Source organism: Arthrobacter tumbae (assembly GCF_016907495.1).
GTDB lineage: Bacteria > Actinomycetota > Actinomycetes > Actinomycetales > Micrococcaceae > Arthrobacter_D > Arthrobacter_D tumbae.
In genome coordinates this window covers 3,277,301-3,291,528 of the sequence record NZ_JAFBCC010000001.1, presented here as the reverse complement: position 1 = coordinate 3,291,528, position 14,228 = coordinate 3,277,301, and the positions used below count along the sequence as shown (strand labels likewise).

General features: G+C 63.2%; 16 protein-coding genes, 1 tRNA gene and 1 riboswitch. Of the genes, 2 read left to right on the top strand and 15 right to left on the bottom strand.

What is annotated here, in order from left to right; genetic code table 11:
* Window positions 1-92: 92 nt before the first annotated feature.
* Together JOD47_RS15490 and JOD47_RS15485 are read left to right on the top strand one after the other, a co-directional pair.
* A complete protein-coding gene (locus JOD47_RS15490) occupies window positions 93-233 on the top strand; it encodes a hypothetical protein (RefSeq protein ID WP_204535628.1) in 141 nt (46 codons plus the stop codon).
* Complete coding sequence (locus JOD47_RS15485; protein ID WP_204535626.1) at window positions 218-1,147, top strand: 5'-3' exonuclease; 930 nt, start codon at window positions 218-220, stop codon at window positions 1,145-1,147. The genes JOD47_RS15490 and JOD47_RS15485 overlap by 16 nt, the downstream gene beginning before the upstream one ends.
* Here the strand turns inward: JOD47_RS15485 and JOD47_RS15480 are convergent.
* The 15 genes from JOD47_RS15480 to thiD all read right to left on the bottom strand — a co-directional run bounded on the left by JOD47_RS15480 (window position 1,144) and on the right by thiD (window position 14,059).
* Window positions 1,144-2,352, bottom strand: coding sequence for a MalY/PatB family protein (locus JOD47_RS15480; protein WP_204535624.1), 1,209 nt, complete (start codon window positions 2,350-2,352; stop codon window positions 1,144-1,146). The genes JOD47_RS15485 and JOD47_RS15480 overlap by 4 nt on opposite strands.
* Before the next feature lie 126 nt (window positions 2,353-2,478).
* Complete coding sequence (locus JOD47_RS15475) at window positions 2,479-3,408, bottom strand: S41 family peptidase (protein WP_204535622.1); 930 nt, start codon at window positions 3,406-3,408, stop codon at window positions 2,479-2,481.
* Window positions 3,409-3,469: 61 nt separating this feature from the next.
* Entirely contained in the window at window positions 3,470-3,823 is a 354-nt protein-coding gene (locus tag JOD47_RS15470) for a hypothetical protein (RefSeq protein ID WP_204535620.1), read from the bottom strand.
* A gap of 145 nt (window positions 3,824-3,968) precedes the next feature.
* Window positions 3,969-4,044: transfer RNA gene (locus tag JOD47_RS15465), tRNA-Ala, on the bottom strand.
* Window positions 4,045-4,135: 91 nt separating this feature from the next.
* Window positions 4,136-4,837: a histidine phosphatase family protein gene (locus JOD47_RS15460; RefSeq protein ID WP_204535618.1), complete on the bottom strand. Its 702-nt coding sequence runs from the start codon at window positions 4,835-4,837 to the stop codon at window positions 4,136-4,138.
* Window positions 4,834-5,241 carry a ribosome silencing factor gene (gene rsfS, locus JOD47_RS15455; protein WP_204535616.1) on the bottom strand — a complete coding sequence of 136 codons (408 nt, stop codon included), beginning with the start codon at window positions 5,239-5,241 and terminating at the stop codon, window positions 4,834-4,836. Before rsfS ends, JOD47_RS15460 begins: the two co-directional genes overlap by 4 nt.
* A 25-nt stretch (window positions 5,242-5,266) precedes the next feature.
* A complete protein-coding gene (locus tag JOD47_RS15450) occupies window positions 5,267-6,355 on the bottom strand; it encodes a hypothetical protein (protein WP_204535614.1) in 1,089 nt (362 codons plus the stop codon).
* 21 nt (window positions 6,356-6,376) lie between these two features.
* A complete protein-coding gene (gene nadD / locus JOD47_RS15445; RefSeq protein ID WP_307836412.1) occupies window positions 6,377-7,036 on the bottom strand; it encodes a nicotinate-nucleotide adenylyltransferase in 660 nt (219 codons plus the stop codon).
* Between the two features lie 41 nt (window positions 7,037-7,077).
* Window positions 7,078-7,314, bottom strand: a complete 237-nt coding sequence (locus JOD47_RS15440) for a hypothetical protein (protein ID WP_056547303.1) — start codon at window positions 7,312-7,314, stop codon at window positions 7,078-7,080.
* A 92-nt stretch (window positions 7,315-7,406) separates the two neighbouring features.
* Window positions 7,407-8,744, bottom strand: coding sequence for a glutamate-5-semialdehyde dehydrogenase (locus JOD47_RS15435; protein WP_204535612.1), 1,338 nt, complete (start codon window positions 8,742-8,744; stop codon window positions 7,407-7,409).
* 43 nt (window positions 8,745-8,787) lie between these two features.
* Window positions 8,788-9,936: a glutamate 5-kinase gene (gene proB / locus JOD47_RS15430; RefSeq protein WP_204535610.1), complete on the bottom strand. Its 1,149-nt coding sequence runs from the start codon at window positions 9,934-9,936 to the stop codon at window positions 8,788-8,790.
* A 46-nt stretch (window positions 9,937-9,982) separates the two neighbouring features.
* A complete protein-coding gene (gene obgE / locus JOD47_RS15425; protein WP_204535608.1) occupies window positions 9,983-11,578 on the bottom strand; it encodes a GTPase ObgE in 1,596 nt (531 codons plus the stop codon).
* 130 nt (window positions 11,579-11,708) lie between these two features.
* Window positions 11,709-11,969: a 50S ribosomal protein L27 gene (gene rpmA, locus JOD47_RS15420; RefSeq protein WP_026545518.1), complete on the bottom strand. Its 261-nt coding sequence runs from the start codon at window positions 11,967-11,969 to the stop codon at window positions 11,709-11,711.
* Between the two features lie 56 nt (window positions 11,970-12,025).
* Window positions 12,026-12,334, bottom strand: coding sequence for a 50S ribosomal protein L21 (gene rplU, locus JOD47_RS15415; RefSeq protein ID WP_204536797.1), 309 nt, complete (start codon window positions 12,332-12,334; stop codon window positions 12,026-12,028).
* A gap of 153 nt (window positions 12,335-12,487) precedes the next feature.
* The gene (gene thiD, locus JOD47_RS15410; protein ID WP_239548130.1) at window positions 12,488-14,059 is read right to left on the bottom strand and encodes a bifunctional hydroxymethylpyrimidine kinase/phosphomethylpyrimidine kinase; all 1,572 of its coding nucleotides are present in this window, start codon (window positions 14,057-14,059) and stop codon (window positions 12,488-12,490) included.
* A riboswitch (TPP riboswitch) is annotated at window positions 14,051-14,165 on the bottom strand. It overlaps the preceding gene by 9 nt.
* Window positions 14,166-14,228: the final 63 nt, after the last annotated feature.

Sequence of the window (14,228 nt, the reverse complement as noted above, 5' to 3'; positions counted from 1 at the left end):
AACAAGCCAGGTCCGCTGACACTGACGGCATCGCATTAGTCCACTCATGATCGCCCCATGCTTCGTTCGTGCTTAGAGTTGCCGTTTCCAGTGTGAACCTGATCACTCCAACCTTCAAGAGTTTCTTCAACCAAATGGATTTATTTCTGGCTGCCATTCATGAACGGATGTGCGCCGCCGTCGTCGTTCTTCCGCCTGACCGTGGGAGGATCGAAGTGTGGCCGATCGACTGATGCTTCTGGATACCCCGTCCCTTTACTTCCGCGCCTTCTACGGGCTGCCTGACAGCCTGAAGGCAGCTGACGGGATGCCCGTCAATGCGGCGCGCGGGCTGCTCGACATGATTGCCCGGCTGGTGACTGACTACGAGCCGACGCACCTCGTGGCCTGCTGGGATGATGACTGGCGGCCGAAATGGCGTGTCGACCTGATCCCGAGTTACAAGGAGCATCGGGTCGCCAGGAAGGTTCCCGACGGCCCTGATGTCGAGGAAACACCGGCCGGACTGGTAGCCCAGCTCCCCTTGATTCGTGAAGTGCTTGCCGCACTCAACCTGCCGGTCATCGGCGCGGCTGACCACGAGGCAGACGACGTCATCGGCAGCCTTGCCAGCCAGGCCACCGCGCCCGTGGACATCGTCACCGGCGACCGCGACCTCTTCCAACTGGTCGACGACGGCACCGGCGTCCGCGTTCTGTATACGGCTCGTGGGATGAGCAAGCTTGAGGCCGTCACCGATGTAACGGTGGTGAGTAAGTACAGCGTCCTTCCCGGCCAGTACGCCGACTTCGCTGGGCTGCGGGGCGATACCTCGGACGGGCTGCCCGGCGTTTCCGGCATCGGCGATAAGACGGCGGCCAGCCTGCTCAAGGAGTTCGTGGACCTGGACGGCATCATTGCTGCGGGTTCGGATCCCTCCAGCGCCATGTCTGCGTCGATCCGCCAGAAGCTCACTGCTGCAGCGGACTACCTCGCTGTCGCACCCACCGTGGTGAATGTGGTCAGGGACCTCGACCTCGGGTCTTTCGAGTCACGGATCAGGCCGCTCGATACGGACCGAGAACAGACGCTGAAGAAGCTGGCCGACCAGTGGAATCTCGGCGGAGCGGCGGACCGTGTGCTGAAGGCGTACGCCGCCCGCGGTTAGCTGGCACTGGCCCGTCGCTCCGAGAGCGCACGGCCCATGCGTTGGACGGCCACGGTGAGGATGTCGGCGTGGGTGGCGTAGTTGATTCGCGCATGCCCTGCGCCGCCGCGGCCGAAGACGTGCCCTGAGCTGAGCGCAACGCGGGCGTTATCGAGGAAGAACCGTGCAGGTCCGGCGAGGTCGGTGACAACGGCGAGACCGCCGTTTCCCGCGGCTTCATCAAACCCGAGTGCGCGAAAGTTGAGCCATGCCAGATACGTCCCTTCCGGCCGCACCAACGCTGCACCGGGAAGATGCTCGGCGACAAGGCCCTCCAGCAGTGCCCGGTTATGGTTCAGACCCGTGAGGAGTGACTCAAGCCAGGGGCGACCCTCCCGGAAGGCTGCCGTGTGGGCAAGAACGCCGAGGTGGCTCGCTCCGTGGCTCACTTCCTCTGGAAGCCGAGCCAAATCTGACGCCGCGGCTGGGCCGGCGAGCAGCAGCGCAGCCTTGAGCCCGGCAAGATTCCAGGCCTTTGAGGCGGAGACGAGCGAGAAGGCGTCCTCGCTTCCCGCGACGCTCAGGTACGGTGTGAAGCTCGCGCCGGGAAGTACAAGCGGTGCGTGTATTTCGTCGGAGATCACCCGCACACCATGCCGGCGGGCAAGGACCGCCACGCCCTCAAGCTCCTGACGCGTATGAACCGTTCCGGTGGGATTGTGTGGGTTGCATAAAAGAAACACGGTGTGCTCGGACTGCGAGCGTGCCCGCTGGAATGCATCATCGAGAGCGTTCAGGTCCAACCGTCCGTCGTCGCCGAGCGGGGCTGTGAGAACCTTTCGATCCGCATGCTCGATAAATGCGAAAATTGGTGCGTAGACGGGCGGAGTGACTACGACCGGATCGCCCGGACCGGTGATCAACCGAAGGGTTTCCACCATTCCCAGCATGACGTCCGGAACAAGCGCAACCCGGTCGGGCTCGACGCCGTCCCACGACCACCGGGCAGCAGCGAACTCCCGAAATGCTTCTGCATAGTCGTTCCCCGCCGGGTAACCGGTGTCTCCGAGGTCGATCGCACGCTTCAATCTGGCAGCGATGGGTGGCGCCAGGGGCACGTCCATCTCGGCGACCCACAAAGGCAGAACATCAGCTGCGTAGGTTCGCCACTTGACGCTGGTCCGCTGCTGCAGTTGTGCAAGGGTGAGCTCGGTCAGCGGGTTCATGAGGCCAATCTATACACAATGGTCCGTGTCGCTGCAGGAACTCCGACACACTCGATGCCATGGGAACCATGCCACGGGCGGTCACCGTTTATTCGCCGGTATGGCACAACCCTCGGTGTCGGGTAATCACTCGGAACATTGGGTCGTCAACCAATCGACGGCGGCCTGCTTCGGGTCATCCGTCGGCTCGTTCGGAGCGATCGGCCCCGAATGCGGTGTTCCGTCTGGAGAGAGCATCTGCGACTGTGTTACGGCGAGCATGGCGCCGTCTGGAAGCCTTGTGGAAACGTTGCCTGTAGCGTAGCCGGCGCTTGGACCGCCGAAGCTTCTGACGTTGTCGCGGGATAGGAGGGATATGAGCGTAGCCTCGGCTGAGCTGGCGGTGTCACCTGACTGAAGGACCGCCAACGGTTGGTTTGAAAGTTCGGGAGGAGCTCTTGCTGAACTCAGCTGTGTCTCGCCGTCGAGTGAAACGCTCATGTCTGCAAGAGAGACCTGCGTCTCCTCACCTGTACCGTCAGAGAAGGACATAACGTGCCCGTCCGGCATAAAGGGCGCTACGGAGAGCAGCATAGGAAACATGTTCCCTCCGCCGTTGCCCCGCAGGTCGACTATCCAGCCGCAGGCGACTTCGGCATCCTGTGCAGCAATTTCTTCGATGGCGGAGTTCACGTACTCCGTCACTAGCCCACCAGCGGTTTCGTTGAAGGCAGGAATAGTCAGAGTGGCTATGCCCCGACCCACCATTATGGATGAGGGGGCTTCGCGCTCGCCTGACTTCGCAGCCGCTATTTCATCGGGGGTGAGGAGAAAACTATGGTCGCCGGTGGCCTTCCGCAGAACGTCCGCGATGACGGGATAAGTATCCTCCGTCGTCTGCGCTTCGAAAGTCCGTTCCAGTGCGGATTGCTCGACTTGTTCCCAGTCCGCATGCAACGTAGTTGCGACGTGGTAGGAGTTCTCCTCGATGAAGGACAGCGCCTGCAACATGTAAGCGCGTACGTGTTCCTTGGGCTCGGGAGATGGACTAGCCTCGACAGAACCGCAGCCGGCCAAAGACAAGACTAAGCACGCCGTTGCTGCAGCAACCTTGTTGACCGGCGCTCGGCGGTCATGATCAATCCCGCTTCTGGCCATAGTTGTCACCCATGTGGTTTGCGGGTCTATCCATCCATGCGGGCCGGTCGCCGAACATCGACGGCCGTGCGCTTGTCGTCTCGGGATCTGTCCTTGATTCCCAGGTCTGTACGGTATTCATGTACTTGCGCTTGAGTAGGGCACCTCGGATGACCAACACGATGCTTGCCAGCACGAGAGCTCCGCCACCGGCAAGGAACAATACAGTCGACCCGCGCATGTCGGTGTCACGGGCAACCGCGGTCGAGTAATCAGAGACACCGGGCGCCAGCAGGAGAATTCCTGCGATGAAAAGTGCGCCACCGATGATGAACAACTTGCTGTACTTCTGCATCGATCCCCCAACGCCGTCGTTGATTCAGCGTACATTGCCGATATTGGTTACGCCTTGAAAGGGGCCAACTGCTGGGTGCGGGTGCGTTTCAGGCAGAAAAAAATCCGCCGGAACAGGGCTACTTCCCCTTGTTCCAGCGGATTGTTGGTGGAGCTGAGGGGACTCGAACCCCTGACCCCCTGCATGCCATGCAGGTGCGCTACCAGCTGCGCCACAGCCCCAAACCCGTATACCCCGCCCTGACTGGTCGGAGCAACTTGTCTAGTTTAGACAATTTTCCTGCCCCCGCAAAATCGGCGCGGAGGCGTCGATTCAGCCTTCCAGCGGGGACGACGGCATGGATGCCAGACCGACGTTATGTTCTGTCAACTGCCACCTGAGCGGCACCGCCGACGACGATGGATTCAACTCCTCCAGCACCGACCAGTGACAATTGGCCACACCTGCCAGCGATCCCCAGAGATCCGCCGGAATTCCCATTAGGGCGGCAACACCTGCGCGGATGGCTCCGCCATGGCTGACCACAACGAGCGTCTGGCCCGGCGCCAACTGATCGACGGCGTCGAGCGTCCCCGCCTTCATGCGCCCGCCGACGTCCGACCTGCTCTCTCCACCCCCGGCAGCAACATGGGGGTCGCCTTCGTGCCACGCCTGCTGGTCTTCGGGAAACCGCTCGCCGATGTCCGCGAACGCAAGTCCCTGCCACTTGCCGGCATAGGTCTCCCGAAAGCGTGCGTCCGTACCCACAGATACTCCCGTGGCAACGCTCAATGCCGCCGCAGTATCCCGCGCCCGTTCCAGGTCTGACGACACAATGAGCGACGGCGCCAGGTGCTTCAGCTCGTGGGCAGCCTGTGCAGCCTGTTGCCTGCCCAGATCATCGAGCGCGATGTCCTCCTGCCCCTGGAACAAGCCCCGGGCGTTCCATTCGGTCCGGCCGTGCCGCCAGAAAACGATGCGGCGGCCCTCCGGTGCGGAGTCACCTGCTGCGCTGTCGACGGCGCGCGGATTCACTCGGCGTCGGCGGACGCGGTGTCTGCGGGAGCGGCGCCTGCGGCGTCCTCCAGCTGCAGGTCCACCTTGGGGCAATCTCCCCACAGCCGCTCCAGGGCGTAGAAAACGCGGTCTTCCTGGTGCTGGACATGGATGATCACCTCAGCGTAGTCAAGCAGTACCCAGCGGCCTTCGCTCCGGCCCTCACGGCGCACGGGCTTCAGATCCTGCTTCGCGAGTTCTTCCTCGATGCCGTCAACGATGGCGTTGACCTGGCGCTCGCTGGGGGCCGAGGCCACCAGGAAGACGTCAGTGATCGCCAGGCGTTCACTGACATCCATGGCCACGATGTCCTGTGCAATCTTGTCCGTCGCCGCGCGTGCCGCGGTGCGGGCAATCGCAATGGACGATTCCGATGCGCTCACTGATCTCCTAGGGTGTGGTCTGCCGCTAAAAGCGGCCGACAATCATCATGATTCCGGTGATGAGCGCCAATGCGCCCAAACCTACTACCGAATACTGCACGGTCCGCATTCGCTGGACACGTGCCAGTCCTGCCGTCATGGCATCAAGGGGTTCCAATCCGTGGGCGCTGCGCGCACGGATGGGAGTCGCGCCGTCGGAACCCGGACGGCGCTGTTCACGGACCATTGCCTCCGCCTGCGCAAGCACCTGTGAGCGTCCCGCAGAATCCGGAGACAACGCCGACGACGGCGGTCTGCTCGGAACGGCGGGCGCAGTCACCACCGGTATGTGGGAGGTGGACGGAGCAGCAGCCTCCGGACTTTCGGCCGGAACGCGAACGAATTCGACCGGGGAAACGATCGAAAGATTGTGCGCCGTCGTCGGGTCATTGAGCAGCGGCTTGCGCTGCCGATTCTCCTGCGTAAGCTGCTGGATCTTCTGCGCACGTGTGTTGAGCACGGCTGCGCGCTCGGCAAGTGCCTTCTGCTGGGCGAGGATCTCCAGGTCCACGGAGAAGGGATCGTCCTTGGCAGCCGCTTCCATCACCGCCACCTGGTTTTGTGCCTGATGAACGATTGCTTCACGGGCGGCCAGCGCCTGCTCTACCGTCATGCCGCCCGGCTGGGCAGTCTCGGACTGGATTTCCTCGGCCGGGGAGGTGCGGGCGGTGCCGTCCGTCTGCAATGCCTTCTCACGGGCGGCCTTTTGCTGAAGACGGAGTTGCCGTCGGGTGGGGATGCTTGCGGGCTGCTCAACCTGCTGGTCTGCCAGCGCACGGTAGCTGCGCAGCATTTCGCGATCACGGGCACGGACCTGCGATATACGCTCGGTGGAAGGAGCCGACACGGCCGACGGCGCATCCACGGGAGCATCTGCTGCCCGCCGGCTGCGCCGTTCGCGGGGCGCCGGTTCAATGCTGACGGCCGCCGGTTTACCGGACTGCGCCGGCGACCGGTGCCCGGAGAGCGGCGCTTCCCCGGAAATTCCCTGCGACGGCGAGTGGTTCCCGGCAGAGGCGGCGTTCGCTTGCCGGAGCGACCTCCGGCTCTGCGGGGACTCGTGACCGTTACTCATTACTTCTTCACCCAGTGATTGTCATGTTGTTGTGGACACTTCAGGTTGGACCGGCGTTCCCGTCTCAGGAGCGCCCTTCCGGTAGAGCCCGTGCTTGGCGATGTACTGCACGACGCCGTCTGGAACCAGATACCAGACCGGTTCTCCACCCGAGACGCGGCGACGGCAGTCTGTCGAGGAAATCGACATCGCCGGAACCTCCATCAGGCTGACGTCCTTGCGCTGTGTGCTCAGTTCATGGCCAGGCCTGGTGACTCCGACAAAATGCGCAAGGGACCACAGCTCATCAACGTTCTTCCAGGACAGAATCTGCGCCATGGCATCCGCGCCCGTGATGAAGAACAGCTCCGCTTCCGGTCGGGTAGCTCTCAGGTCACGGAGTGTATCGATTGTGTAGGTGGGACCAGGACGGTCGATATCCACCCTGCTCACCGTGAAGCGCGGGTTTGATGCTGTGGCCACGACGGTCATGAGGTAGCGGTGTTCGGCTGGACTGACTTCCTTGGCATTCTTCTGCCAGGGCTGTCCCGTGGGTACGAACACAACTTCGTCCAGATCGAATGCTGCAGCTACTTCGCTCGCCGCGACGAGGTGACCGTGGTGGATCGGATCGAAGGTTCCACCCATCACGCCAAGTCGCCAGCGGGCTGGACCGCCGGCGACGAGAGCGTTCGGCTGTATCCCTTGCTCAGGGGTGGACGCGGGAGGAACGGTCAAGGAGATCAGTGGGCAGATTCGCCATGGTCATGCTTGTTCGGATGCTGGCGATGGGGATCCGCGTGCTCCTGAACTGCTTCATGCCGGTGTCCCAGGCTGGTGAACGCAATGGTGACGAACATCAGCAACAACAGCAATCCCATGATGATAGCGCCGTACGCGATGGCAGGCATCGGAAGCTCTGTGTGGTGCTCGGCAGTCTCGCCTGCAACCACCGCAACGTTGAGGATTTGGGTCAGCATTCTTCTCCCCTTGGGAACGATGTGTCCGCCCGCCGGCCGGGCGCGGGTCAGCGCATACTTACAGTACTGTTTCCGTACTATCCTACGCGTTGCTACCGGCGAATCTGTCCGTCGCCCTGGATGATCCACTTCGTGGTGGTCAGTTCGCGCAGGCCCATTGGCCCCCGGGCATGCATCTTCTGGGTGGAGATACCGACCTCGGCGCCCAGGCCAAGCTCTCCGCCGTCCGTGAATCGCGTGGAGGCGTTGACGATGACCGCCGCTGAATCCACACCGGCGATGAACTGTTCGGACCGTGCCAGATCATTGGTGATGATGGCTTCGGTGTGGCCGGTACTCCAGGTCCGGATGTGCTCCAGCGCTTCATCCACGGTGTCCACCATCGCAACGGCGATATCGAGATCCATGTACTCGCGTGCCCAGTCGTCCTCGCTGGCCGTATCTGCCGTGACACCCGGCGGGAGGATTGCCTGGATCCGGGCGTCCGCGTGGATGCGCACACCGGCGTTGGACAGGGCTTCCAGGACGGCCGGCGCCGCTTCGGCGTCCCTGTGCACGAGGAGAGTCTCAACTGTGTTGCAGACACTGGGACGCTGGGTTTTGGCGTTGAGCAGGATGTCCACCGCCATCTCCTCTTCTGCGCTTTGATCGAGGAAGATGTGGACGTTGCCTTCGCCTGTCTCAATGACGGGTACGGCGGCGTTGGCGACCACGGTCTGGATCAGGTCATGGCCACCGCGGGGAATCAGTACGTCTACCCGGCCGCGGGCCTTCATCAGGACGTTGGCTCCTTCGCGGCCGAACTCGTCCACGGTCTGCACGGCGTCCGCCGGCAGCCCTGTTCGGTCCAGGGCGTCCCGGATGATACCAAGAAGCGCAGCATTGGTATGGGCGGCCGCACTTCCACCACGCAGGATGACGGCGTTACCGCTCTTCAGCGCGAGGCCGGCGATGTCCACCGTTACATTCGGGCGGGCCTCATAGATGGCTGCGACCACACCGAGGGGCACGTGCACCTGCCGGAGGCGGACACCATTGGGCAGTGTTTGTCCGCGGTCGATGGTTCCGACGGGATCCGGCAGGCCGGCGAGGTTCTCGAGCGCTGCGGCCAGGCCGGCAATCCGCTCTTCGCTCAGGCTCAGCCGGTCCAGCAAAGCAGTTGAGGTGCCCTTGGCGCGTCCCGACTCAAGGTCCTGTTGGTTGGCGCGAAGAATGGCGTCCTGGTTGGCCACGAGTGCCTCACCGATGGCTTCGAGCGCCTTGTCCTTATGGGACCGGTTAGCCCGGGCGATGATCCGCGATGCGGTTCTGGCGCGGTCTGCTATGGCGTGCACAGCCTGCTCGACGTTCACCGGCGTGGCCGGCGCCTCGCCGTCGGCAGGGTCGGTGGGTGTCTGATGGGCAGTCTGCTGTGTAGTCACGTCAGTCATCACCCCAGTCTAACGAGCACACCGTCCCAACCCCAGCTGGGGGTCAGGAAGAGGCAACCGCATTCAGGACCACGAGGTCGTTCACGTGCACCACCGAACGCTCGTATTCCCTGCCGAGTTCCTTCGACAGCTCGCGGGTGGTTCTGCCGAGCATCCGCGGCAACTCGAATGAACTGTAGTTCACCAGTCCCCGGGCGATGACCGCACCTGCACGGTCCACCATCTCGACGGGATCCCCAGCCTCGAACTCTCCCCCGACTGAGACGATCCCAGCCGACAGAAGCGACCGCCGCCGCTCCCCCACGGCCTTGGCCGCGCCGTCGTCAAGCGTGAGCGTTCCCTGGATCCGGGCCAGATGGGCCAGCCAGAGCAGGCGGATCGGCTGGCGGCGGCCATTGGTACTGAACCAGGTGCCCACGTCCTCTCCGGCCAACGCCGCTCCGGCGTTCTCTGCCGAAGTGACGAGTGCCGGAATGCCGGAGGAAGCGGCGATCGTGGCAGCTTCGACTTTCGTGACCATGCCGCCCGTACCGACCCCGGCTTTCCCTGTCCGGCCGATGCTCACGCCCTCAAGATCCTGAGGTCCACGGACCTCGGGGATGCGCTGTGCTCCGTCCTTGGGTGGACCGTCATACAGGGAGTCGACGTCAGAGAGCAGAACCAGCGCATCAGCCTTGACCAGGTGGGCCACCAGGGCGGCCAGACGGTCATTGTCCCCGAAACGGATCTCGGAGCTCGCCACAGTGTCATTCTCGTTGACGATGGGAACCACACCGAAGTTCAGAAGCCGCTCCATTGCACGGTGCGCATTCGCGTAGTGGCTTCGCCGTATCAGGTCATCGAGAGTCAACAGGACCTGGCTGACGGTGACACCGTGAGCGCCGAATGCGTGGGTGTAACGCGCCATGAGCAGACCCTGTCCCACACTGGCAGCCGCCTGCTGGGACGAGAGCTGATTGGGTCGCCGCGCGAGTCCGAGCGGAGCGAGACCCGCTGCAATCGCGCCCGACGAGACGAGGATGACCTCGGTCCCTTCGTTGTGCCGCGCAGCGAGAACATCGGACAGCGCGAACAGCGCTTCATCGGAAAGTCCTCCGGAGAGCGACGTGAGCGAGGATGAACCTACCTTTACAACAATCCTCTTGGCTTTCGCCAGTCCGGAGCGGGTTTTGATCGGGCGCTTTACGGTCATCGATTCCTTCTGTTGATTACGGAGTTTCTGTTGGTGCCTGGCGGGATCAGTCCTCGCCGTCACCTGTGTCAGTGTCGCTGTCGTTCTTCGCTGCCTTGGGCCCGGAGTGCTTGTAGTTGACCGACTCCGTCCAGATGCCGGCCTTCCGCTCCGCCTCGAGTTCGTCGCGCGCCGCAGCCCGCGCATCCTTCCGGGTCTGGTGGTCCTCCCGCTTCTCGTCGCGCGTGGGACGCACGAACTCGGCCAAACGAATATCCGTGCCGCGAGGAGAGGCCAGAAGTTCAGCTCCACCCATCATGGTTGGCTCCCAGTCGAAGACGACGCCGTCGCCCTCGCCGATCACCACGGTGTCCCCCGGTTTGGCCCCACTCCTGAAGAGCTGTTCCTCAACACCCAACTTAGCGAGCCTGTCCGCAAGGTAGCCAACAGCCTCGTCATTTGTGAAGTCCGTCTGCTTCACCCAGCGCTCCGGCTTCTCACCCAGGACCCTGAAGAGGGGCTCGAGATTCTTTTCCTCGCGCCGGATGACAAATCCCTTGGCGTTGACTGCACGGGGGCGCAGCACAGCGGGAGCGACAACCGGAGGCACGGTCTCGAGCACCTCGCGTGCCTCGCGCACGATCTCCGCCATGGCGAAGCCGAGCTGCCGAAGCCCTTCGTGGCTGGTGGCTGAGACCTCGAAGACACGGTATCCGCGGGCTTCGAGATCCGGACGCACGAACTCGGCCATGTCCCGGCCGTCGGGAACGTCCACCTTGTTGAGTGCCACCAGGCGCGGGCGCTCATTGAGCGGTACAACTTCACCGCCGGGACCGGCGTAGCTCATGTCAACGGCGTAGCGATCAAGCTCACCTTCGATGATCTCCAGGTCCTTCAGCGGGTCCCTGTCCGTCTCCAGCGCAGCGCAGTCAAGCACATGGACGAGGGCGGCGCAGCGCTCGACGTGGCGCAGGAAGTCGTGGCCCAGCCCCTTGCCCTCGCTTGCGCCTTCGATGAGTCCGGGAACATCCGCGATGGTGAATCGGACCTCCCCGGCCTGTACGACTCCGAGGTTGGGACGGAGAGTGGTGAATGGGTAGTCCGCGATCTTTGGACGAGCCGCAGACATGGCGGCAATCAGGCTGGACTTTCCGGCCGAGGGGAACCCGACCAGCGCGATGTCTGCAATGGATTTGAGTTCCAGCACCACGTCGCGCGCATCGCCGGGAATGCCCAGGAGCGCGAAACCGGGCGCCTTGCGCTTCTGCGATGACAAGGAGGAGTTTCCGAGGCCGCCCTGCCCCCCGGCAGCTGCCACGTACTCGGTACCGGCACCAACAAGGTCAGCCAATACTTCGCCGTCGCGCGTCTTGACCACCGTGCCGTCCGGGACGGGAAGGATAAGCGTCTCTCCCCGCTTTCCCTCGCGCCAGTCACCCATGCCGTTCCCACCGTTGGTGGCATGGCGGTGCGGTGCATGATGGTAATCCAGGAGGGTGGTGGTCTGCGGGTCAACGCGAAGAATGACGCCTCCGCCGTCTCCGCCGTTACCGCCATCAGGCCCGCCCAGCGGCTTGAACTTTTCCCGCTTGACCGAGACGCACCCGTGTCCGCCGGTGCCGCCCGAGACGTGCAGAACTACCCGGTCAACGAAGCTTGCCACGGTGTACTCCTCTTGAGAAACTTCTCATTTTTGCCGAGCTTATCGGCTTAAAAGAAAGTGGGGTGAGCCTGATTGGCTCACCCCACCTAGTGCTCTTGCGTAACGCTGCTGTGGTGTGCGGTTGCGAGTACTACTCGGCAGCCGCACCCACGATGTTGACAACGCGACGTCCACGGCGGGTGCCGAACTCGACGGCACCGGCTTCGAGTGCGAACAGCGTGTCATCGCCACCACGACCGACGTTTGCGCCGGGGTGGAAGTGGGTTCCGCGCTGGCGGACGATGATTTCGCCTGCCTTGACGACCTGTCCGCCGAAGCGCTTCACGCCGAGGTACTGCGCGTTGGAGTCGCGACCGTTGCGAGTGGAACTCGCACCCTTCTTATGTGCCATCTGTTATGCCTGCCCTTTTCTGAAACAGAATCTTTGGATCGAGGAACCTGCAGCGGTTACTTGATACCCGTGATCTTGACCTTGGTGAGCTCTGAACGGTGACCCTGGCGCTTCTTGTAGCCGGTCTTGTTCTTGAACTTCTGGATAACAATCTTCGGGCCCCGAAGATTCTCGACGATTTCGGCAGTGACACTGATCTTTGCCAGATCCTGTGCTGCTGAAGTCACCTTGTCGCCGTCTACCAGAAGGAGAGCAGGCAGCTTGAAGCTGCTGCCGGCCTCACCGGGGACGCGGTCAAGGGTTACGAGGTCTCCCACGGAAACCTTTTCTTGGCGGCCGCCTGCGCGGACAATCGCGTACACCACTTGGGAACTCACTTCTCTCGACGATCAAACTGTTTGCATACTGATTCCGGGGCCGTACGCTGTTCTCAGCGCAGCCGGAGGGGTGCTAATGCACTCACGATGCATCCACGCCCCGAAAATAGCCATACGAGGGCGCCGCACCGAAGATCAAGATTACGGCAATTTCGTGGAATCCCGCAAATCAAGGCGTGTCGGCGCGTCGAAGAACTCGTGTTCGTACCAGGCAGAGGCTTCGAAAGCCTCGATCATCGCCGCCTTATCTGCGGGCGAGGCAGCTGCGAAAGCCGCATCTGCAATGGAGATTGCACGTGCAGTGGCTTCCGCGAAGGCAGGATCCGCATACGTTTCCAGCCAGCTTGCGTACGGGTGGTCCTGGCCGGCTCCGGAGCCGCTCCATTGCGCGTGCAAGGCGCTACCCACGTGCGCGTAGAGCCAGAAGCACGGCAGGACTGCTGCCACCAGAACGCCGTAGCCTCCATGGGCAGCAGCCGCCAGCAGATGATCCACATAGGCTTTGGTCACCGGCCCTTGCCCTGCAGGCTGCCCACGTCCGGTCAGCCACGTCCGGTGAAGCTCGGACTCCACCTCAAGGCACGTGAGTGCAGACCGCGCCCAGAAAAGTTGCTCAGCCTCGCTGGGCGCAAGCGCGCTGGTCCTGGACAGCACGCGCGAATAGCCCGCCAGATAGATTGCATCCTGCGCCAGATAATAGGCAAACTGCTCAGCCGGCAGGCTTCCGTCGCCGAGCGCACGCACGAACCCTAGCGCGTCGATCGCCGCACGGTGGCGCGTGGTGAGCTCCCAGACCCGCTGACTGAACGGGCGGTCGTCTGCCGGAGCTTCCGGAATGGGACCCGGAACGAATTCATGAAAGTGATGAATCGGTCCACTTCCCTGCCCCACATTGAGCTCGTCCGCCCGTTCGAGCGCACCCCGGAGCCACGTCTTCACGATGATGAGCGACTGATGCCAGTTTCCGGTGCGCACCTGGACGGTCGCCAGGGCCGCCGACAGGGAGCAGCCGGTGCCGTGCGTGTTCCGTGTATCAATCCGCGTGCCGCCCACCACCGTGACGGTGCCGGCGTCGTCGGACGCGTTCACGAGCGCATCCGGGCACCCAAGGGCACCTTCGAGATGGCCGCCCTTGACCAGCACGGAGGTACCCGTTGATACTGCGAGCCGCTTGCCCTGCTCCAGAGCCGCTTCCCAGCTTGGCGCAACCGACTCGCCAAGCAGTACCGCGAGCTCCGGCAGGTTCGGCGTCACGAGGTCAGCCAGCGGTACCAGGGCGCGCAGCTCGTCCTCCGCGTCGGCCGCAAGGAGCCTGTCCCCGCTGGTTGCGACCATGACCGGATCGAGCACGACGACGGCCCCGGAGGCCCGCGGCAGCCATCCCCTCACTGTCCGGATGGTGTCCGGGTCGCCGAGCATGCCGATCTTCACCGCGTCAATGGTGACGTCATCGCTGACCGCCTGCAGCTGTTCATCGAGGAACGCCGACGGCGGCGTATGCACGCTGCGCACCCCCCGGGTATTCTGCGCAACGAGGGAAGTAACGACAGCCATGCCGTAGCCACCCTGCGCCCCGATACTTTTCAGGTCCGCCTGGATACCGGCTCCGCCGGTGGGGTCTGTTCCCGCGATACTCAGCACGCGCGGAATGGTCCGCGCCCGAGCTGGGACCGATGGTGTTTCTCTGTGCTCCACGAGCGTGCGAATACTCATCCGCGACATCCCTCCGCTAGGCCAAAGGCCGCCTGGTGGCGGCCATCTCTAGATCAGGTTCAACGCGTTTTATCTCAGCCCCGAACGGGCACCGCGTGTCACTGTGGCCTACCCTACCGTGCGGCGGCTCACCGCTGCACACCGAAACACCGCACAACGAAACACGCCG

Coding starts and splice junctions, on each gene's coding strand:
- JOD47_RS15480 (WP_204535624.1), bottom strand. CDS start 2,352: ATGAACCCGCTGACCGAGCTCACCCTTGCACAACTGCAGCAGCGGACC.
- JOD47_RS15470 (WP_204535620.1), bottom strand. CDS start 3,823: ATGCAGAAGTACAGCAAGTTGTTCATCATCGGTGGCGCACTTTTCATC.
- JOD47_RS15450 (WP_204535614.1), bottom strand. CDS start 6,355: ATGAGTAACGGTCACGAGTCCCCGCAGAGCCGGAGGTCGCTCCGGCAA.
- JOD47_RS15440 (WP_056547303.1), bottom strand. CDS start 7,314: ATGCTGACCCAAATCCTCAACGTTGCGGTGGTTGCAGGCGAGACTGCC.
- JOD47_RS15435 (WP_204535612.1), bottom strand. CDS start 8,744: ATGACTGACGTGACTACACAGCAGACTGCCCATCAGACACCCACCGAC.
- proB (WP_204535610.1), bottom strand. CDS start 9,936: ATGACCGTAAAGCGCCCGATCAAAACCCGCTCCGGACTGGCGAAAGCC.
- rpmA (WP_026545518.1), bottom strand. CDS start 11,969: ATGGCACATAAGAAGGGTGCGAGTTCCACTCGCAACGGTCGCGACTCC.
- thiD (WP_239548130.1), bottom strand. CDS start 14,059: ATGAGTATTCGCACGCTCGTGGAGCACAGAGAAACACCATCGGTCCCA.